Here is a 20892-nt window from a genome sequence, read left to right on the forward strand (position 1 = left end):
TTCAACGACGTACAAACTGATTGCTTCGTTTCGGCATTTGCGGATCGGCATTTGATGAAAGACGCTAACCTGCCTCCTGGACAGATAGAAATAGGTGCCAGCGCAACGACGACAAGCGAGCGGGCGCAAGGCACGACGCGCCCGCCACACATCAGTTCGAACCCGATTGCTTCTGATCGGTTCCAAGTGCCTCGGCCTTTCGAACGAGGTCGGGGAGCGAGCGGGAACCCATTTTCTTCATCACCTGGCCGCGATGAATCTTTACCGTGATTTCGCTCAGGTTCAATTCGTAGGCAATCTGCTTGTTCAGCATCCCCGCCACGACGAACTTCATCACTTCGCGCTCGCGCTGTGTCAGCGATTCATATGAATCGCGCAGCGTTGAGAGCGCGTGCTCGGATTCCCGACGCTCGGCATCGCGCTTGAGCGCATGCGCAATGGCATCGAGCATGTCCTGATCGCGGAAGGGCTTGGCGAAGAAGTCCAGCGCGCCCGCCTTCATCGCCTTGACGGTCATCTCGATGTCACCATGTGCGGTGATGAACAGGATCGGGATGCGCACGCCGCAACGCCGCGCCTCCTGTTGAAATGCGAGGCCGCTCTCACCACGCAGCCTGACATCGAGAATCAGGCAGCTGGGCACGTCGTACTTTGGAAAAGCGAGAAAATCTTTCGGCGACTCGAACGTCTCCACATGCAAACCGACCGAGCGCACGAGACCATTCAAAACAAACCTGATCGATTCGTCGTCGTCAATGACATACACGACGGAAGACACACCGGAAAGTGCGCCGTTCGGCTTCATTTTTCCATTGTTGTTTGCGATCGAAGTCGAACCCGGTCCTGAGACCATTTTCGCCTCCTTTAATTGAGTGAGCGATCCTTTTCATTAAGCGTGGATTGTCTGACGCAGATTTGGCAGGACACTCCATTGTTGCCCCAAAACCGCGATCAGCGCAAAGCAAAGTCGCGTATGGATTGCTACATGAAGCGCTGAAAGCCAGTGTGCTCGAGCGAGGGACAATTTAAAGCTATCGCTTTGCGCGCGGCGATTGTGGCAAAACGCGCGTAATTAAAAACCGATACTCGTTCTATTGGTTTTTGCGGCAAGAAACACGCGCCTCATCTGCACGATAAAGACGACCGTCAGCAACGCCCCAAACGCTCGCCGATTCGACCTTTCCATCGTGGTTTGCCTGCGGCGCGAATCAAGCAGTGGCCCCGGCCTGGGCGCGCGCGACATCGAGAAACGCGCGCATCGCGCTCGACAGATACGCATCGCGCCGCCGGACAAACAGCGTTTCCATGCGCGCCGTGTCGGAGGTGAGCGCGTGGACCGCGACGCGATTCTGCTGCGCGGCATCGGAGACGATTGCCTGCGGCAGCAGCGTAATGCCGATGCCGGCCGCGACGCACGAAACGATCGCTTCGATCGAACCGAACGCCAGCGCGGCGACCGGCGTCACGCCCATTTCGGCCAGCAGCAAATCAAGCCGCTCGCGATACGAACAGCCTTGACTGAATACGATCGTCTTCAGGTTGTCGACGGTTCTCACATCGTTCAGCGATTGCATGGCGGCGGGCGTCACGAGCACGAGTTCTTCGCTGAAGACCCATTCGATGTCGAGGCCGGGATCACGCTGCGGGCCAGCCACGAAGGCGCCGTCGAGACGGCAGTCGGCGACGGCCGTCGTCAGCCCATCGCTCGTCCCCGTGGTCAGCGACAGGGCCACTTGCGGATAAAGAGTCGCGAAGCGGCTCAGCGCGTGGCTCAATTGCAGCGCACCCGTGGTCCACAGGGCACCGAGCGCGAGCGTGCCGCTCGGCGGGCCATCATCGAGCGCGGCAAGCCGCGCGTCGGCGACCAGGCGGGCAGCGCGCGCCGCGTAGGGCAGCATGCGCTGCCCGGCGGGCGTCATCTGCACGCCGCGCACGTGCCGCTCGAATAGCGCGACGCCCACCTCGAATTCCAGGGACCGGATTCGTCCCGTGACGTTCGATTGCACCGTATGCAACTCCAGCGCTGCGCGGCTCATGCTTCCGAGGCGAGCGACTGCGTCGAATACTTTCAGATCCGCCACGTCCATGATGTGCATTCCGATAAATCGCCATCGAGCCGGATAGCTCGCGTCGATGTGTTCGTGTTCGATCACACGCCTGGTCCAACGGAACTAGCGTATCGGGCGAGCAACGCACGCACCAGCCTACTATTGCCTGGCATGAGCCCCACCATCGCATGACGGTTTCATACCATCGTATGTGCAGGGCAAAATTGGTCCCCTGCTGGTCCCTCAGTGATCCTTCTGTGGCCCTTCAGTTGCCCGCGCCGGCAGCGGATGGAAGCCTGAAATGAAAACGCGCGCCGCCGTGCACCGAGCCATTGTCGGCTGCGATGCGCCCGCCGTGCGCTTCAATGATCGAGCGGCAGATTCGAAGCCCCATGCCCATGCCGTTCTCCCTCGTCGTGTAGAAGCTCTGGAACAGCCGGTTGAGCGCCTCGGGGGGAATGCCCGGTCCGCTGTCTTCTGTGGCGCACCACAGCGTCCCGTCATCGCAGCTCTGCGTGCGGATCGTGATGTTGCGCTCGCGGCTGCCCGCCTGCTCCATTGCCTGCATCGCGTTGACGAGCAGGTTGACGATCACCTGCTCCAACTGGATGCGGTCGGCGAGCAGCATCGGCGGGACGGCAGCGCGCTGTCGCGACACGATCACACCGCGCGACTGGAGTTCGTGCATCACCAACATGAGGGATTCGTCGATTAATTCGTCGAGATGCGTGACAGCACGCTTAGGCGTGCGCCGCAGCGCGATACCGCGAATGCGATCGACGATATTCACCGCGCGACGCGCATCGGCGGCAATTTGCAGGTTGATCTGCCGGGCTTCCGCCACGTCGGGCACGGCGCGGTCAAGCCAGCGGTTGCCGATCGCGCTGTTCATCGCGATCGCACACAGCGGCTGGTTCAACTCGTGCGCGACGGAAGCCGTCAGTTCGCCCAGCATCGAAACGCGCGCAGCATGCGCGAAGTCGGCCTGGAGACGTTGCAGCGCGGTTTGCGCGCGCACGCGCTCGGTCAGATCGACGAGGCTGACGAGCGCAATGCCAAGGTGCTGCTCCGGGTCTGGATGCGCGAGCGTCAAGAGAACGTCGATAATCCGCCCGTCGAGCGTCGGCAGCTTTGTAGTTTCCTGAAAGATCGCCTCGCCGCGATAACGGCTTTCGAGCGCGCGCCGGAACGTGCCAGGGCTCTCGCGCCAGAGCCAGGGCGACGGACCGAGCAGCTCGCTGCCGTCGTTCGCGCTGAACATCTGCGCCGCGTGGCGATTGATCTCTGCGACGCTCAGCAAGTCCATCGCGCGGCTCAGCCAGTCTGGGTGCGCGTCCATAAACGCCGACAGATTCTCGACGCCTTGCGAACGCAACTCGGACAGCAGCGCGATCAACGGTTGCGCCTCGATCTGCCACAGGCCCACGGGCATGTCGACGAACAGGCCGCGATAGCGGCGTTCGCTGCGTTCCAGCGCCGCATGCGCCTCTTTGCGCACGGTGATGTCCTTGAGCGCGCCGAGCACGCGCAGCCGGCTTTGCGCATCGACCACGACGTGCGCGACGACTTGCAGATGCCGGATCGACCCGTCGCACATCAACAACCGGTGTTCGATGTCGAACGGTTGCCGGCCGCGGGCCGCGCGGTCGAACGCGAGGCGCACGCAGCCGACATCGTCGGGATGCACACGGCTGAACATCATCTCGACGGTCGGCGCTGCGCCGTGCTCGTAGCCGAAAAGGCGGAAAGTCTCTTTCGACCAGATCAGTTCGCCGCTCGATACCCGCCAATCGAAGCTGCCCGTATGGCTCAGTTGCTGCCCATCGGCCAGCAGCGCTTGCGCGTCCTGCAAATCGGCATAGCGACGCGCCCTCTCGAGCGACAGCGCGGCCTGCGACGCCAGCAGCCGCAGCAGGGCCGTACGGGCGGGCGTGAAAGCGTCCGAGGTCAGGTTGTTCTCGAGGTACAGTGCGCCCGTCAGCCGCGTCTGCTCCGCGAGCGGCAGGCACAGAATGGACCCGCAGCCGTGATGGCGAACGTACTCGTCGGATGAAAACAGGCTGCGCGCCGATGCATCGTCGAGCAGCACGCTATCGCCCGTGCGGATCACATAGCGCAGCACGGACTCGGGCAGCGCATGGCCCGTCGCGCGAACGCCCGGCAATCGCACCTCTACGCCGTCGTGCACGGTCGATGCCTCTGCTTCGACACGCAATTCGTCGCCGCGACGGAAAATCAGCAAGCCGCGCGTCGCGGCCCCAAGTTCGAGCGCGAGCACCATCAGCGTGCGGATCAGCTCGTTCAGATCGATGCCGCTGAAGATCGCGCGCGACATGTTGACCACGGTCGCGAGATCGAGTTGTACATTCGACGTCGCGACCGTGCCTTGCGCGGCCGTGGCTGCAAGGTGCCGCGCGCGACCTCCGCCTCTGCGCAGGTGCGTCATGCGATGCTAGTGTCCCAGCGTGCCCGTGTAGTAGCCTAGCCGCGCCTCCACATCGTGATTCTTCTGCAGCCCAAGTTGCATGAGTTGCGCGATCCTTTCCTGCGCTTGCGGGCGCCCCACCGATGCAATGAACGCATCCCATTCGGGCGCCACATCCTTGTCGGACGGCAAGGTGACGGCATTCACCTGACGCTTGATCGCGACGATCGCCTCCTTGTCGAACGACGCGATCCGTGATGCGAGCGCGTCGACGAAGGCATCGAGTTCGCTGTCCGCGAACGCCCGATTGACGTAGCCGTAGCGCTCGGCCAGATCACCGTCGATGTCGCTGCCGCTCAACAGCACTTCCAGTGCGCGGCCGCGGCCGACCAGACGCGACAGCCGGTTCATCGGCCCCCCGCCCGGCACCAGCGCGGCGCCCACTTCCCACTGCGACAGCAGCGCTTTTTCGCGGCTCGCGAAGCGCATGTCGCTGGCAAGCGCCAGTTCGCTGCCGACGCCCGTCGCGCGGCCCCGGATCGATGCGATCGACACGACAGGCGCGCGCCCGAGCCGCGCCAGCATGTCCGGCAGCGGTGGCATCCCCGTCGGCCCCGGCGGCATGCTGATGGTCTCCTGCAATGGAGGAATGAAGTCGTAATGTGTGAGGAAAAATCCAGGCACCGCACTTTCGAACACCACGACCTTGACGTCAGGATCGGTTTCGAGCGCCGATACGACTGCGTTCAGCTGCGGCATGGATTCCGGACCGTAGATGTTGAACGGCGGGTTATCGATAATCACGCGCCAGTAGGCGTGGCTGCGTCGTTCAATCCGAAACTGCTGATTCGAGCCGGCGTCGGTCATGTCGTTCTCCGGGGTGTCCAGGTTCAATGAGCGAATGCAAGGGTTAGCTCGAATGCAATTGCTTGAGCACCTTGAGCAGATCGCGCGCGCCCGCAGTCGACGATGCGGGGTTCTGCCCCGTCACGAGCCGGCCATCGATGATCGACAGCACCTGCCAGTCGTCGACTTTCTCGAACCGTCCGCCCAGCCGCTTCAGTTCGTCTTCGACCAGAAACGGCACCACTTTTGTGAGCTGGACGGCTTCTTCTTCCGAGTTCGTAAACCCCGTCACGCGCTTGCCCTTCACAAGCGGCTCGCCATTCACCTTCACATGACGCAGCACGCCAGGCGCGTGGCACACAGCGGCAACAGGCTTGCCGGCGTTGTAGAAGTTTTCGATCAGCGCAATGGATAGCGGGTCTTCCGCCAGATCCCACATCGGGCCATGGCCGCCGGGATAGAACACCGCGTCGTAGTCATCGGCCTTGACGGTATCGAGCTTCACCGTCGTGGCAAGTACCTTCTGCGCAGCCGGGTCGTTCTTGAAACGCTCCGTCAGTTCTGTTTTTCCTTCGGGCGTGTCGCTCTTCGGATCGAGCGGCGGTTGTCCACCCTTAGGCGAGCTGACGGTTATGGTGACGCCAGCATCGAGAAACGTGAAATACGGCGCCGCAAATTCTTCTAACCAGAAGCCGGTTTTCTTGCCGGTATTGCCGAGTTGATCATGAGACGTCAACACCATCAGAATCTTCATAGTCGCACTCGCATGATGAAAGAACTGTGTACCTGCCAATCGGGCAGGACGTTCCACTCGAAGTGGCAAGTGCAATATAGTCGCTGCCCATAGCCGCGACAACGAAACGGGCAGGAGCTAATACCAAAGTATAGTGAGCGATACATACGTGCTATCGACTCGATTGACCACTTGCGGTTTCATCATTCGGGAGGCCGTTTTGACGCGACCATAACCAGCAGCCGCTTACGGCCATCGCGCTTTCTGAACTGATGTGGACATTCGAGAAGCATTTGCCCTACTCGTGAGAAACGAACATGAAGGCCAGTCGCATCGACGTCGATCTGTCGACCCGTGAGATCCAGGTACGCGGCAACTCCGTGCCGGTTGGCAGCCGCGCATTCGACATTCTTGCCGTGCTGATGGCAGCGCGCGGCCAGGTTGTTTCGATTGAAACCATTCTTCGCAAGGTGTGGCCCGATACCGTCGTCGAAGAATCGAATATACGCGTGCAGGTGTGCGCGTTGCGCAAGGCGTTGGGCGAAGACCGACGTCTGATCCAGAATATACCGGGACGAGGTTACCGCCTGACGCTAAAACACGAAGTTCCGGAGCCAATTGCCAGCATGACCATGACGAGCGTAATGCGCCCAGACGACAGCCGCAGTCTCATACCTGTTGGCTTTATCGAGGCGATCGATCCCGAATTCACCTGATAGTGAATCAGCTTGGGATAGGCCCTTTCCGCCCAGCTCTGGGGGCCGCGTATATCTCTCGTCCGGAAACACACCGACCGCGACGGGAATCGCAACATGCTTGGGTGCGAAATCGAGTTCAACGTCAAAGCATCCGGAGTAAATTCTGGATCGATTGGGGCGGCCCCTCACTCCAAGTATGTGGAGCTACTCATGAGCCACACGTCAGCCGAAACCAGCGCCGCAGCATCCGGCGCCGACTATGCTTCGCTCGCGAGCGAGATCGTAGATATTTTCTACAAGATCTATGGGACCCATCCCGGTTTTCGCGTCAACCACGCGAAAGGAATTGTCGCGGAAGGCTGCTTCGTCGCAACTCCCACAGCGGCCGCATTGAGCCGAGCTGCAATCTTCGACGGCAGCCCCATTCCATTCACCGTGCGCTTCTCGAACGACGGCGGCTTTCCGGCTATCCCCGACGGCGCGCCGGGCAATATCAAAGGCATGGCCGTCAAATTTCATCTGCCTGGCGGAGCCGAAGTGGATATCGTGATGCTGGCGATAACGACTTTTCCGATGGCGACTGGCGAGGGGTTTCGTGATCTCCTGTTTGCCATCAGCGAGAGCCCTGAAGATGCGCCCAAGCCGACAAGGTTCGACGACTTCGCCGCCCGTCATCCAACGGTTCTCGCATCGTTCAATTCTGCTGGCACGCCGGACAGTTTTGCACACGAGGAGTATCGTGGTCTCAACGCCTTTATCTTTGTCGACAAGGCCGGGCGCAGACAGGCCGTGCGGTACATCATGAAGCCGGAAGAGCGTGTGTATTTGACCGCCGACGAGGCCGCCAGACAGCCGTGTGATTTTCTCATCGACGACATGCCGCAGCGCCTTGCGATCAAACCAGTCGTGTTCCACTTCACGGCCCAGCTTGCCGGCCCCGGCGACGATACCCGCGATCCAAGCCAGCCATGGCCGGCCGGTCGTCGCGTGGTGGACCTTGGTGTACTGACAGTGCACAGGGTTCTTGCCGACAGCCGGGAGATACAAAAGGATCTGCTGTTCCTCCCGACCAACCTGATCGACGGCATCGAGCTTTCGGACGACGCGATGCCCGTCATCAGGTCTGCTGTCTATGGAGTGGCGTTCGCACGACGTAGTCGTTGAACTCACGCGGTGATTGGCGTGCCTCGCGATTCCGATGCTAGTTGCAGGACCGGTACGGTTATTGTCTAACAGGCCAACCTGCGGAACTCGTATCGACAGACTGGAATTATTACTGTGCGCTGAGATCCGCACGCTAATGGACATCCGCAAAATGCCACGAACTCGCACGACTCCACAGCTCAACGAGGAAACCTTCCAACGCACGCTGCGACGCATCCGTGTAGATCGGGTTTGCCGCTTTCGAATCGCATGCGACAATCGCTCCCCGATTCCATCCATATTTCATAGGAGCGACTTCCTCGTTCGAAGACGACCGCTCCTGATCCCCTTCGACCCCCGTTACGCTATCACAGCTATCACCTTCAAACGCGTCCGAAGCTGCCGTCAAACTTGACACTATGTTTTTCATAGTAATATCCTTCCCACCTGGAAGGCGATGCGTGAAACGTCGCGGACCGTCTGATACCGCGTGTCGGCACCACGACACGCGAACGTGCTCGAAGATTTCTACCGGAAGAACGAAATGACTCATCCCGTTGCCGGCCAGTCCGTACAACGACTCTCTTGGGAGCGCTGCAAGCAGTTCAGGACAATCGAGGCAATCGCCCATGCTGTCGGCCGGCTGTACGACTTTGAAGGAATAGCGTTCTGTGGACAAGATACACAACATACGCGTGTTTTCGCGTGTCGTCGAAGTTGGCAGCTTCACGGCCGTCGCCAACGTCCTGAACAGCAGCATTGCGCACGTTTCACGCTCCATTTCGACGCTTGAAGAAGAATTGCGCGTTCGTCTGTTTGATCGCACGACCCGCCGTGTCACGCCCACTGAAGCAGGTGCGCGCTATTATCGGCGCTGCCAGAAGATTCTGGCCGATCTCGACTATGCCGACGCGGAAGCGGCCGATGCCCTGATCGAACCGTATGGAACCCTACGCGTGCACGCGATGCCGGGACTTGGGCAGACGCATCTGGCGGCCTGTATCATCGAATACCAGCGGCGTTATTCAGACGTGAACATCGAGCTCACCTTGTCGGCGGCCATGCCGAGGCTTGTTGAAGAACAGTTCGACGTTTCCGTCCTCACAGCGCGGACGCTTCCCGACTCCGATTACGTGAGCCAGACAACCGGCACGAGTTATAGCGTCCTCGTTGCGGCGCCCTCGTATCTTGAGCAGCGTCCTCCGCTTGACTCGCCCGACGACCTCACCCGTCACGAGTGCATCCGGTTGCAGTCGCCAGCGTCGCCTCCGACGGATGGCTGGACACTCGAGAATTCAGATGGAGAGGTGCTGTCGAACGCGTCGACAGCACGGTTCAAAGTCAACGATCCGGAGGCGCTGCGGGTGGCGCTGCTCGCAGGTGCTGGAATCGGCGCGTTAGCTGTGTATTCGGCCATCGACGATTTGCGCAGTGGAGCATTAGTGAGGGTTTTGCCGAAGTTCCAGTTACCCACTCGCAACGTCTATTCGGTTTATCCGTCGCGCCTTTACGTCGATGCGAAAATTCGCACGTTCGTCGACTTTCTCAAGCACGAACTGAGCGCGCGTATGGCCGCCGAAGAGGCCGCGCTGAAAAACCTGAACAACGGCAAACTTCCATTCAGAGCGCAGTGATGCCCGTAATACGACCGGCGTTCTGAATGACGACGGATAGCGTCTGTGCTTGCATCTCGCTTCGATAGACAGAACCACTGAGGTCACTCGTGAAGATGACATTGTGATCCCGATGCACTGAAATTCCGATCGCTTCCTGAAATCCGCCACACAGTACTTCGTGATGAAAGCCGCTCGCGTGACGATTGTCGAGGCACGCGCGATTGAGCGTGTTGCCAAGCGGCGGTGTGCCGCGATCGGTCCAGTAGAGCGTCATCGTCGCCGTATCGAGTTCGAGATCGACAGGCTCGGGTAATGCATTGAAAAGCGTCTCCACATCGCGACGCAAAAAAGGGGTATTGCCGTTTCGCAACCCGCCTAGCGGAGCGCGCAGAATGCGCCCGGTGTTGGACTTCGGCGCACCCTTTTGCGTCCAGTAAATCTGCTCGCGTTCGATATCGACTGCAATTCCGACGCACCAATTGCGCGCATCCGCCTGGTCGAAGGCGCCGTAGCCGGTTTGCACAAGCGTTTTGATGTTCGACCCGTCCAGATTGCATCGCATGACACGCATGCCTTCTCGATCGCACCAGTAAAGATGCTTGCCGCGCGGCTCGATCACGAGCTGCTTGGGTGTATGTGTGAAGCCGGGACGCACGACGGTCGTGATGTTGCTTCCATCGAGGTCGCATCGCATGATGAAACCATCGTTGCGCGACGGCACGCCCATGTTGGTCCAATAGAGGTGACCGTGCTCCGCATCGACGGCAACTCCGTCGGGAGCCACACAGTGTGTGTCAACAAGAACGGTCAAATCACTACCGTCGCTCATCGCGGACAGCACGCGATTGCCGCCGTGATCGAGAAAGTAAAGACGCAGCTTCTCGGCTGCGTCCGCTTCATGCTGAAGCGCTTTGAATGGCGGATGATTCATCAGTTGGCCGCAGCAGCAAAGCCACGATATGGCTGAAGCGGCACAAACGTCTCGATGACGAGCAATCCCGCTTGCATCAATGGCAACCCTTCAATTACGGCGCGTGCTGCGGCTGCGCTTGATGCCTCGATCAACAGACAAGCACCGGCAACGTCGGTGCGCGACCAGATGTGTCGCACCGAATCCGCTGCATATTTCTCGCGAACATACGCGACTTCCCGCTCACGCTGTTCACCGGTAACAGAAGCAAGACTCCCTTGAACGCGCACTGCAAACAGAAACTGCATGAAAGCTCCCTTAATGGTCCAGTCGTGGGGATTGGCGGGTGACGCGAGTTCGTGCCGGAAAGCGACGCTCCCAATCCTTGTCAACATTCTAGAAATCACGCTTGCAGGGAGACAGATCGCGATCGGAAAGATCGTTTTGCAGATCGCGAAAATGATCAATCGATGAAGTGTTGCGTGCAGCCGGCGCGGACTACTGCCCGCCTCGAGGGGATGACGGCCAGAAAAGGTTGAGCACCATTTGCACAATGTTGGTGACGTAAGAAATGAACGTCTGCTTGCCGTCCGCACGAATGCAAGAGAACCCCGGGCAATGTATGCTTGAAGTAGCAAGCGCCATACGCGGACGCGACCTGTCTACGCCGCCGTGCTGTGGCCGTTCAGGCACTACGTCTACGGAGCCGCGCCCATGACACCCCTCACCACCGAATCCGCAACACGCCACACGATTGAGCAGTTCTATCATGCCTTTTCCGCGCATGACATCTCACTTCTTCGACAGGTAGTCACGGCAGATTGGGAATATATCCCTGAACCGCCGGGCGCTGCTCCAGGTCCGGAGCAAATGAGCAAGGTATTTACCAATATCGCCACAGCGCTGCCGGACATGAAAATCACAATACTGGACCTCCTTATTCATGGCGACCGCGTCGGCGTGCGCGCCGAGGTCTCAGGGACGCAGACCGGCGATCTTCTCGGAATCCCTGCCACGTCGAGACAAGTGCGGTTCGCCATCCATTCCTTTCACCAACTACGCGACGGAATGGTTGCCAAAACCTGGCATATCGAGGATTGGCTTTCGGTGTTTCGGCAACTGGGCGAGCCGCCGAAGCGATTCGAAGTCTTCTGAATTGGCGCGCAGCAATAGCATTTCGGCGTCGGCGGAAGCCACGTCTAACGTGCGTTGCGTCCGCGTGCCCGCGAACATTGACGGGATGGAGGCGACGTTCACGCAGCCGAGCGCATCGGCCAGTCGCCGATAAGTCATCGTGTCGCCCGCGACACGCACGACCTCATTCACGATTCGCGGTTCACGGAGAAGCATCTCTACGGTCAACGCACCGATATCTTCCGCCGTCGTCGCCGTCACTGCGTTGTTCCATCCACCCGATGCGTGCACGCTGTTGCTTTTCATATCGACGACGCCAAAGCTCGGTGCGAACAGGAAACTCAATGACGGTACTCGAACCTTCACCGTCGACGGGTTGCGGACGTCGAGCCAGCAATCGCCGCACGTTGGATCCACCGGATCGCTGCACGCCCTGCCGTCAAACGTGCTTAGACGTTAGCTGAAACGGTGCGCCCCTCGCAACTGACCGACGCGAACCGCCCACCTATTCACCACCCGCCTTCGCGCGCTCGCGCGAAGGTGACCCGGCGAGCAAGCAACAGGCGCGGTCAAGTCTGCTCGGCCTCGACAGTGTTTCCGTGCTCACCGAGCGGGGCGATGTCGTCGCGCAGCCATCCGCCAAACTCATGAATCGCGGTTTCGTTTCGCGTGAAGATCACCCACTGCCCGACTTTTTTAGCATTGATGAAACCCGCTCGTTCAAGCTGCGCGAGGTGAGCCGATACCGTGGACTGCGACAGTCCGCTTTTCGAGTGAATCATGCCGGCGGAAACACCGTGCAACAGCGCATATTCCGTGTCCGCAAAATGGCTGCCAGGATCGGCCAGCCAGTGCAGCACCTTTCGACGGAAGGGATGCGCCAGCGCGCGTATCATTGCATCGAAATCTTTCATCGCCGGACTCATCCTCTAGAACATATCTGCCGCTTCTTGCGAACGCTTCGTGTTGCCTCCCGACCGCGAAGGGATGAACGGTCCCGTAATCATGTCGGCGTAGGTCTTTCCCGGCCCCACCATCGGAAACACGTCGGCATTCTCGTCGATCATCACTTCGAGAAAAGCTGGACCATCAAATGCCAGAAACGCCATTAATTGCGTTTCCAGGTCGCTTTTTTCCTCGACACGGCGCACGAATTCAAAGCCGTCCGCTTTCGCGGCCATCACAAAGTTCTTCCGATGCAGTGCCTTGTCGCTGACCACCAGCCGCCCGTCGTAAAAGAGACGCTGCCACTGGCGGATCATTCCGTCACCGAGGTTGTTGAGCAGCAGTACCTTCACGGGCACGCCATATGTCGTAGCCGTCTCCAACTCACCGACATTCATGCGAATGCTGCCGTCGCCGTCGATATCGATCACGAGCGCGTCCGGCCGGGCGAGTTGCGCGCCGATCGCCGCTGGCAGCCCGAAACCCATCGTCCCCATGCTGCCCGACGTCAAAAGGCTTCGGGGCTCGACGAATTCGAAGAACTGAGCAGTCCACATCTGATGCTGGCCAACACCCGTGCAGACAATTGCGCGGCCGCCCGTCAGTTCGCTCAACTTCTCGATCACAAGCTGTGGCTGGATCTTCGAGCTTTGCCGGTCGTAATTCATTCCATGTGTGCGCTTCAGGTCCATCACGTGCGAAAGCCAGGCGGCGTGCGAGCATTCGCTGGCGCCGTGATCCATCAGCGCCAGCAGCGCACTTTTCGCATCACTGACATGCGACCAGTCGACCCGTTTGACCTTGTTGATTTCGGCCTCGTCGATGTCGATATGCGCGACATGTCGCGCTCCGGGCGCAAACTGCTCGGGACGGCCGCCCGCGACGCGATCGTCAAAACGCGCGCCGATGGCAACCAGAAAGTCGCAATCCTGCACCGCATAGTTGGCGCATGCCGTGCCGTGCATGCCAAGCATGCCGAGGCTCATCTCATGGCTCGCGGGTATCGAACCGAGACCCATCAGCGTTGTCACGATGGGTATGCGATATCGTTCGGAAAACTGCCTCAACTCAGCCGCTGCGCCCGAGGCAATCACGCCGCCACCCACATATAAAAGCGGGCGCGCGCTGTGTTCAAGCAGATCGAAAAACGCTGCGCGCTTGTCCGCATCGAGGCTTGCACCTTTAGCCACTATTCGAAGCCGGTCAGAGTAGCCGCGAAACTTCAGCGTGCCTTGTCCTTTATAGGTACCCTTCCAGTTCTGAATGTCTTTCGGAACATCGACTACCACGGGCCCAGAACGACCGGTGCGAGCGATCTCGAACGCACTACGCAACGTTTCTTCGAGCTTTTCCGGGTCGGTGACAAGAAACACCTGCTTCGCGCATGCCGACATGATGTTGAAGACGGGCGCTTCCTGAAAAGCATCGCTGCCAATCGCCGAACGCGGCACCTGTCCGCAAATCAGCACGACGGGAATCGAATCGCCATTACAATCGGCAATTGGCGTGAGTGCGTTGGTTGCACCCGGCCCAGATGTCACCGTGAACACCCCGACTCTTCCGCTGGCACGGGCATAGCCGGCGGCCATAAAGCCCGCTGCCTGCTCGTTGGCGGGTACGATCAGCTTGATCTGACGGTCCGGGTTTCCTTCGTGCAATTCATTGAACCGAAACACTGCATCATACGTCGGCAGGTTTGCGCCGCCGCTATATCCGAAGATCGTGTCGACACCTTGCTCGCTCAGTACCCGCAGGATGATGTCAGCGCCGGACATGGTTTCCTGGTTTTGCTCCGGTGCCGGCTGCGGTTTCGATCCAGTAAGTGCGTTGTTTGCCATAGCTGACCCTCATCAATCCGTTTCTGTTTTGCGTCGGTGCATTCGAACGCCGCTAATGCGAAAAGGCGCTCGCCACCACGGCCGCCTGAATCGCCACATGCGTCGCGTGCGACCCCGGCGCCGTCGATGCGGACTCGAGAGGCCCCGCATAACGCAGCTCCGTACCATCGGGTGCGATGTCACCCAAGCGCGGCTGCACGAAACTCCACGCCCCCTGGTTGTGCGCTTCCTCCTGACACCAAACCACCGTCTTCAGATTCGGATAACGCGCCAGTTCTGCGGCGAGATGCTGCAAAGGGAACGGATAAAGCTGTTCGACGCGAACGATCGGTACATCGGTAATGCCTGCCGTGCGGCGATGTTCGAGCAGTTCGAAATAAACCTTGCCTGAGGCCACGATGACGCGCTCAACCGTGGAATCCCGCAGCGGGTCGCTCCTCTGTTCGATCAGAACTTCATTGAACGCGCCGGTGGCCAGTTCATCCAGCGTGCTGACGGCTTCCGCATGGCGCAACAGCGACTTGGGCGTCATCACAATCAGAGGACGCCGATCGAATGAGAGCGCCTGCATTCTGAGCAGATGAAACAGCTGAGCGGGCGTGGTCGGCTGGACCACGCGCATATTGTCGTGGGCGCCGAGTTGCAGAAAGCGTTCGAGACGTGCGGACGCATGCTCCGGTCCGGCCCCCTCCTGCCCGTGTGGCAAAAACAGCGTCAGGCCGCTGCGCTGTCCCCACTTCGCCGCACCCGCGGCGATGAACTGATCGATCACCACCTGCGCGCCGTTCGCAAAGTCGCCGAATTGCGCTTCCCATATGACCAGCGCGTTGGTGTTGACCGTCGAGTAACCGTACTCGAAGGCCATCACTGCGGCTTCAGAGAGAATTGAATTGGTCACCGTGAAGCGGCCTTGCCTACTGCCGACATGTTCCAGCGGAATATAAACGCCGTCCGTTCGGCCCGTACGTTTCTGGTCATGCAAAACAGCGTGCCGGTGATTGAACGTACCGCGTGCGCTGTCCTGTCCGCTCAAACGCACATCCACGCCCCTCTCCAGCAACGATGCGAACGCGAGGTGCTCGCCCATGCCCCAGTCGAGCGGCTTCGTGCCCTCTGCCATTTCGCGGCGCGCGGCGAGCATTTTGCCGACTAAAGGATGCAGGCCGTAGCCATCGGGAAGCTTCGTGATGTCCGCTGCCAACGTGCGCAGTTGTTCCGACGAAGGCGGTCTGTACCGCGCGGACGTATGATCGAAGGTGGCCGCATCCTCGGCAATCGCTTCCTTGTGCGCGCTTGCCAGCCGCTCCCGGCACGCCTTGACGCTTGCCTCTACATCACGTTCGGTCAGCACACCCTGTTCAATCAGTTTCCGTGCGTAAAGCGCGCGGACGCCGGGATGACTGGCGATCGCGCGATACATCAGCGGCTGCGTGATCGCGGGCGTGTCCTGCTCCTGGTGACCATGCCTGCGAAAACAGATCAGATCAATCACGACACTGCGGTGAAACTGGGTCCGATAGTCGAGTGCGAGCTGCACGGCCATCGCGACCGCTTCGGGATCGTCGCCGTTCACGTGGAGAATCGGCGCCTCGATCATCTTGGCCACGTCGGTCGTATAGAACGACGAACGCGTATCGCGCGGGTCCGAAGTCGTGAAGCCAATCTGGTTATTGACGACAACATGCACAGTGCCGCCCGTTCCGTGGCCGCGCGTGTATGACAGACTCAACGTCTCCATCACGACGCCTTGCCCGGACATGGCCGCGTCGCCGTGAATTTCCACGGGCAGAACCTGCTCATGATTGGCCAGTCGCAACGTGTCGCTCTTTGCGCGCGCCATGCCTTGTACGACGGGATTGACGATTTCCAGATGTGACGGATTGAAAGCGAGCACGACTTCCACCGGGCCGTTGCTGGTTTGCGTCACGCTCCGAAAGCCCTTGTGATATTTGACATCGCCGGCCGGCAGCTTATCGGCTGCCTTGCCTTCGAATTCGTCGAATAGCGCATGCAGCGGCTTGCCCGCGATGTTGACAAGCACATTGAGCCGCCCACGGTGTGCCATGCCCATTACCACCGATTGCAGCTTCTTCGATGCACCGTAGCGGACGAGTTCGTCCAGCAGCACGATCAACGACTCGCCACCTTCCAGCGAGAAACGCTTTTGCCCCACATAGCGGGTATGCAGATACCTCTCCAGCGTTTCAGCTGCTGTCAACCGATCGAGAATGTGCTTCTTCTCGTCGGCCGAAAACGCCGGCTTCGCGCGCGTGGACTCAAGGCGCATCTGCCACCAGCGCCGCTCCCCCGCATTGCTCAGGTGCATGAATTCGGCGCCAAGCGTGCCTGTGTACGTTTCTTCAAGCGCCGTGACGATATCCTGCAGCGCCGCGTCGTCGTCGAAAAAGAATGTGTCAGCCGTGCTAAACCGTGTCGACATATCGGTTGCCGATAAACCGTAATACGCGGGTGTCAATTCGGCGTAGGGCCGCGGCGGGTCCCAGCTCAGCGGATCGAGGTTTGCCGTGCGCGTACCGATTGTCCGGTAGGCCGCGATCAGCGACTGCACGCAGACCTGCTTTCTGGCCAGCCCGAGATCGCTATCGATTATCGGGCGTGCGGCAGGTGGGCGCCGCGCAAACTCGACGAAACTCGAAATGACAGGCGAGTGCGGCTCGTCGCCGCGATTGCTGCCGTCGATCGCAGGCGTCGCGCTGAGCGCGTCGAACCAGTTTCGCCACTCGTCAGAAACGGAGCTGGGATCGACCAGATACAGCTCGTACTGCTCTTCGACGTAAGGGGCATTGCCCCCGAACAGAAAGGAAGTTTCGCGTTCTTGCAACATGATGATGCTGTCCTTCAAAGCGGGTACGCGTGGGTCACATCCGGCGCGTTCATGTAACCAAGTCTATTGAGTCGATCCGCGAGCGGAAACAACCAGGTAGCGCGATCCTGGGCCAAACGATGCGCGATTCGGGTCAGCGTATTCAGCGCGGCGGAGGCTTGCAGCACGGGCACAAATGCGTACGTTATTTGCCCGTCACGCCACAGTCGGAGTACTGTAGTTGCGTTATTCTGATCGGCTGCGCGCCCTAGGATTTCGCGCAGGCCGCAGGTTACAATCGATCAAGGTCACGAGATGAAAGTCGCCATTGTTATCTTTGATGGTGTGCAAGCCCTGGATGTCGCGGGCCCTCTGGATGTGTTTGCCGAGGCCAATGCGTCGCTCGACGCGCAACAGCGCTACGAGGTATCCCTCGTCGGATTTCAACGGGGCACGGTGTCCTGTTCGAACGGCATGCAACTCGCCGTGCCCTTCTCCTATGACGAAGTCGACACGCAGTTCGACCTGCTGCTGATTGCGGGCGGTCCGCGCCTGCCCGATTTTCAGCCGCCAGCCGAGTTTCTCGCCTGGCTAAGGCGTCAGGCAAACGACGCGTCCCGCTTCGGCTCCGTGTGCAATGGCGCTTTTGTGCTCGCGCATGCTGGGCTGCTCGATAACAGGGAAGTCACCACGCACTGGGAAGACGCCCCTCGCCTCGCCGATACCTTTCCGCATGTTTGCGTCCAATCCGACCGCATTTTCATTCGCGATGGCCGGTTGTTTACGTCGGCGGGTGTCACGGCAGGTATCGATCTGTGCCTGTCGCTCGTTGCCGAAGACTGGGGACACGAACTCGCCGTACGCGTCGCCAAGCGGCTGGTCGTTTATATTCAGCGCGAAGGCGGGCAATCGCAGTACAGCCCCTATGTCGGCGTGCGCAAAGACGACGATCCGATCATCGGCAAAGTGCATCGCTACGTGGTCGACCACATCACCGACGTCCTGTCGATCGAGCAACTTGCAAGCGCGGTGTCCGTCAGCCGGCGTACCTTCTCCAGGCTGTTCGCGAAGTATGCGAAGGTGACGCCATCGGCATTCGTCGAACAGGTGCGCGTGGATACGGCAAGAAAACTGCTCGAAGAGTCGGACGCACCACTCAAGACGGTCGCATTCAACTGCGGATTCCATAGCGCGACGCACATGCGGACCACGTTTGCACGGCGCCTCAATGTCACGCCGAAACAGTATCGTCAGCGGTTTCGCGGCGATGCAGCCGAAACCCGATTGGTTCTCGACACGTTGACGGAATGAAGCAAATGAACGACTCCGAATCAGACCGAGGACTTCCTGACATTCTCGAAGCCGGGTTATCGGTGGTGTTTTGCGGCATCAATCCCGGTCTTCGTGCCGCGGCGACGGGCCATCACTTCGCGGGCCGCGGCAACCGGTTCTGGCGGGTGCTTCATCTGGCAGGCTTTACGCCCGAAGTTCTATCTCCCGACAATGACCGCATGCTGCTGCCATACGGCTGCGGTCTAACAGCTGCCGTCGCGCGTCCGACAGCGCGCGCCGACGGGTTATCGCGAACGGAAATTGAAGCCGCAGCAGCCGGATTCGAGAAAAAGATCGCATGCTATGCGCCGCGCTACTGCGCGTTTCTCGGGAAAATGGCGATATCCGCAATGACGGGATCACGTGATATCCAATGGGGACTTCAAACAACAGCCTTCGGTGGCGCTCGAGTCTGGGTCCTGCCGAACCCCAGCGGATTGAATCGCGGCTTCAGTCTTGATGAGCTGGTTGATGCCTATCGGGCGCTTTATGTTGCCGCGGTTCGGGAAACTGAAGCTGCGCGTTCCTGCGCAACGTCTCCGTAACGAACTCGACGAACGAGCGGACCTTGATGCTCTTGCCGCGCCGCTCGACGTGCAGCAGATTGACAGGAATCGATTGCGGCTCGAATGCCGTCAGGACAGGCTGAAGACTTCCATTCAATACTTCGGGCGCCGCCTGATACGAAAGCAATTGCGTGATACCCACGCGATCAACGGCCGCCATCACGGCTGCGGGCGCCAGATCGACAGTCATCCGTGGACGCACACGCACGGCTAGCCTCGAACCGTTCTCGCAGTACATCCACTCCAGCGGATGGGTCACGCCCGTATAGGACACGCAATGATGCCCGGCGAGATCTTTCGGATGCACAGGCTCGCCCCACAAGTTGAGATAGCCCGGCGCCGCGTAGGTACGGCGACGCACGAAGCCGAGCGGAACAGCGAAGATGGAAGAATCGCCAAGCAGACCAATACGTATCGCTATATCAACGCCTTCGTCGATCAGCCGCGTCGGCCTGTCGGCATACACGACATTCACGCTGACCTCCGGGTACAAATTCGCATAGGCGTTGAGCAGCGGCGCGATAAAGCGCTGACCAAACAGGACCGGCGCGGAAACCGTCAGCGTGCCCACCGGCTTGCTCTGATCGGCGCAGATATTTGCCTCTGCGTTGGCAATCGTCCCCAGCGCGTGGCGGCAGGCATCGAGGTAAAACATGCCTGCATCGGTCGGGCGGATGGAGCGGGTCGTGCGCGACAGCAGTTGCACCCCCACGCGCGCTTCCAGCGAGTTCAGCGCCCGCGAGACTGCCGGCGCCGACATGCCGAGCTTGTCCGACGCGCCCGTCAAACTGCCACGATCAACGATGGCAACGAACACCTCCATCTCACGATATTTGTCCATCTCGATTCCTGACTTACGGCTTCTGCTGTGGGCCGATTCTACGAGTCCTTCTCGCGCCGCGATCCGACTTTCCTCCGATTGGCCACAGAAACATCGCTTCTGGCCTGCAACCGACACAATCTATCCGGCCCGCTGGCGGCGTGGCGCAAATCGAATACTGAATGTCCCAAGACTTTATTCCCACACGCTTCAGGAAATCCGCGTCCTCTCCGACAATGAAACCCCTATCGAGTGGTAGCGCTCACTTAATCTGTCGAAAGGATGTGTCATGTTCACAGCAATGCTTGAAGTTAATCCGATTCCCGAGCAATTCGATGCCTATCTCGGCATGGCGAAAATGCTGCGCCCGGAACTGGAGAAGATCGACGGCTTCATCGATAACAATCGCTACGCAAGTCTCACGCGCGCCGGCTGGCTCCTGTCGCTCTCCAGCTGGCGCGATGAGAAGTCGCTGATTCGCTGGCGCGTCGAATCGAAACACTTCAAGACCCAACAGGCCGCCCGCGATCGTGTGTTCGCCGACTACCGCCTGCGTATCGGGCAGACGGTCGATGACACGCGCGTTCCCGCAGGCTACGCATTGACCGAACAACGCCTCGACGAAACCGAATCGGGCGCCGGCAAGGCGGTGATGCTGGTCGATGCGCAACGCGCGGCGGACTGGGTCAAGGAGGCGGGCGCAGAAGCCGTGGCCAGCTCGCTCAATCTTGATCTGGCGGCCTCCGGTCTGATCGCGTGGGATATCTTCGATGCGTTGATGGTGCCGGGCGATGTGATCGCCGTGCTCACATGGCGCGACCTGGCTGCTGCTCAGACGTACGCGCAGAGCATGACGTTAGCCGAGGGTGCACGCCTGCGGAATGTTCGCGTGATTCGCGAGTACGGCATGTTCGATCGTCGGGAAGCCCCGCAATACTTTGCGGAGGCGCGGCCCAAGGCCTAAGGCGGCGGCCGGTTTCCAACCGATACGGCTGGACGCCGGCCGCTTCCCTT

At 59.9% G+C, this 20892-nt stretch carries 19 protein-coding genes; 7 read left to right on the forward strand and 12 right to left on the reverse strand.

The genetic code is table 11. The features are described from left to right. Window positions 1–151: 151 nt before the first annotated feature. The 5 genes from H3V53_RS07940 to H3V53_RS07960 form a co-directional block, all read right to left on the reverse strand. A complete protein-coding gene (locus H3V53_RS07940; RefSeq protein WP_336597485.1) occupies window positions 152–853 on the reverse strand; it encodes a response regulator transcription factor in 702 nt (233 codons plus the stop codon). A 355-nt stretch (window positions 854–1208) separates the two neighbouring features. Then, window positions 1209–2153: a LysR family transcriptional regulator gene (locus tag H3V53_RS07945; protein WP_336597486.1), complete on the reverse strand. Its 945-nt coding sequence runs from the start codon at window positions 2151–2153 to the stop codon at window positions 1209–1211. 160 nt (window positions 2154–2313) lie between these two features. Beyond that, window positions 2314–4494, reverse strand: coding sequence for an ATP-binding protein (locus H3V53_RS07950; RefSeq protein WP_336597487.1), 2181 nt, complete (start codon window positions 4492–4494; stop codon window positions 2314–2316). A 6-nt stretch (window positions 4495–4500) separates the two neighbouring features. Next, window positions 4501–5340, reverse strand: a complete 840-nt coding sequence (locus tag H3V53_RS07955) for an enoyl-CoA hydratase/isomerase family protein (protein ID WP_336597488.1) — start codon at window positions 5338–5340, stop codon at window positions 4501–4503. Window positions 5341–5383: 43 nt separating this feature from the next. Further along, window positions 5384–6073, reverse strand: coding sequence for a type 1 glutamine amidotransferase domain-containing protein (locus H3V53_RS07960; protein WP_336597489.1), 690 nt, complete (start codon window positions 6071–6073; stop codon window positions 5384–5386). A 296-nt stretch (window positions 6074–6369) separates the two neighbouring features. Here H3V53_RS07960 and H3V53_RS07965 point away from each other — a divergent pair, with 296 nt between their 5' ends. From H3V53_RS07965 to H3V53_RS07975, 3 genes are all read left to right on the forward strand, one after another. Next, window positions 6370–6768 carry a winged helix-turn-helix domain-containing protein gene (locus H3V53_RS07965; RefSeq protein ID WP_336597490.1) on the forward strand — a complete coding sequence of 133 codons (399 nt, stop codon included), beginning with the start codon at window positions 6370–6372 and terminating at the stop codon, window positions 6766–6768. Between the two features lie 192 nt (window positions 6769–6960). Further along, window positions 6961–7914 carry a catalase family peroxidase gene (locus tag H3V53_RS07970; protein WP_336597491.1) on the forward strand — a complete coding sequence of 318 codons (954 nt, stop codon included), beginning with the start codon at window positions 6961–6963 and terminating at the stop codon, window positions 7912–7914. Between the two features lie 650 nt (window positions 7915–8564). Beyond that, window positions 8565–9527, forward strand: coding sequence for a LysR family transcriptional regulator (locus tag H3V53_RS07975; protein WP_419539460.1), 963 nt, complete (start codon window positions 8565–8567; stop codon window positions 9525–9527). On the opposite strand, the gene H3V53_RS07980 is transcribed toward H3V53_RS07975, so the two are convergent. Together H3V53_RS07980 and H3V53_RS07985 are read right to left on the reverse strand one after the other, a co-directional pair. Beyond that, window positions 9514–10440: an SMP-30/gluconolactonase/LRE family protein gene (locus tag H3V53_RS07980; protein WP_336597492.1), complete on the reverse strand. Its 927-nt coding sequence runs from the start codon at window positions 10438–10440 to the stop codon at window positions 9514–9516. The two genes, H3V53_RS07975 and H3V53_RS07980, sit on opposite strands and share 14 nt — an antisense overlap. Further along, entirely contained in the window at window positions 10440–10727 is a 288-nt protein-coding gene (locus H3V53_RS07985) for a hypothetical protein (RefSeq protein ID WP_336597493.1), read from the reverse strand. The genes H3V53_RS07980 and H3V53_RS07985 overlap by 1 nt, the downstream gene beginning before the upstream one ends. Before the next feature lie 406 nt (window positions 10728–11133). On the opposite strand from H3V53_RS07985, the gene H3V53_RS07990 reads away from it, so the two are divergent. Further along, window positions 11134–11574, forward strand: a complete 441-nt coding sequence (locus tag H3V53_RS07990) for an ester cyclase (RefSeq protein ID WP_336597494.1) — start codon at window positions 11134–11136, stop codon at window positions 11572–11574. On the opposite strand, the gene H3V53_RS07995 is transcribed toward H3V53_RS07990, so the two are convergent. The 4 genes from H3V53_RS07995 to H3V53_RS08010 form a co-directional block, all read right to left on the reverse strand. Next, a complete protein-coding gene (locus tag H3V53_RS07995) occupies window positions 11476–11898 on the reverse strand; it encodes a Rossmann-fold NAD(P)-binding domain-containing protein (protein WP_336597495.1) in 423 nt (140 codons plus the stop codon). The genes H3V53_RS07990 and H3V53_RS07995 overlap by 99 nt on opposite strands. Window positions 11899–12122: 224 nt before the next feature. Continuing rightward, a complete protein-coding gene (locus H3V53_RS08000; protein ID WP_419539461.1) occupies window positions 12123–12467 on the reverse strand; it encodes an ArsR/SmtB family transcription factor in 345 nt (114 codons plus the stop codon). Between the two features lie 15 nt (window positions 12468–12482). Continuing rightward, the gene (gene ilvB / locus H3V53_RS08005; protein WP_336597497.1) at window positions 12483–14273 is read right to left on the reverse strand and encodes a biosynthetic-type acetolactate synthase large subunit; all 1791 of its coding nucleotides are present in this window, start codon (window positions 14271–14273) and stop codon (window positions 12483–12485) included. A gap of 115 nt (window positions 14274–14388) precedes the next feature. Then, a complete protein-coding gene (locus H3V53_RS08010; RefSeq protein WP_336597498.1) occupies window positions 14389–17181 on the reverse strand; it encodes a 2-oxoglutarate dehydrogenase E1 component in 2793 nt (930 codons plus the stop codon). 294 nt (window positions 17182–17475) lie between these two features. On the opposite strand from H3V53_RS08010, the gene H3V53_RS08015 reads away from it, so the two are divergent. Together H3V53_RS08015 and mug are read left to right on the forward strand one after the other, a co-directional pair. Beyond that, on the forward strand, window positions 17476–18471 hold the full coding sequence (locus H3V53_RS08015) for a DJ-1/PfpI family protein (protein WP_054921588.1): 996 nt from the start codon (window positions 17476–17478) through the stop codon (window positions 18469–18471). Between the two features lie 5 nt (window positions 18472–18476). Then, window positions 18477–19037, forward strand: coding sequence for a G/U mismatch-specific DNA glycosylase (gene mug / locus H3V53_RS08020; protein ID WP_336597499.1), 561 nt, complete (start codon window positions 18477–18479; stop codon window positions 19035–19037). Here mug and H3V53_RS08025 read toward each other — a convergent pair. Next, window positions 18943–19899 (reverse strand): LysR family transcriptional regulator, encoded by a 957-nt coding sequence (locus H3V53_RS08025; protein ID WP_336597517.1) that lies wholly within the window; start codon window positions 19897–19899, stop codon window positions 18943–18945. The two genes, mug and H3V53_RS08025, sit on opposite strands and share 95 nt — an antisense overlap. Window positions 19900–20167: 268 nt before the next feature. Between H3V53_RS08025 and H3V53_RS08030 the strand changes: the two genes are divergently transcribed. After that, entirely contained in the window at window positions 20168–20842 is a 675-nt protein-coding gene (locus H3V53_RS08030; RefSeq protein ID WP_336597500.1) for an antibiotic biosynthesis monooxygenase family protein, read from the forward strand. Window positions 20843–20892 lie beyond the last annotated feature (50 nt).

It is taken from the genome of Paraburkholderia bengalensis (assembly GCF_037126505.1).
GTDB lineage: Bacteria > Pseudomonadota > Gammaproteobacteria > Burkholderiales > Burkholderiaceae > Paraburkholderia > Paraburkholderia bengalensis.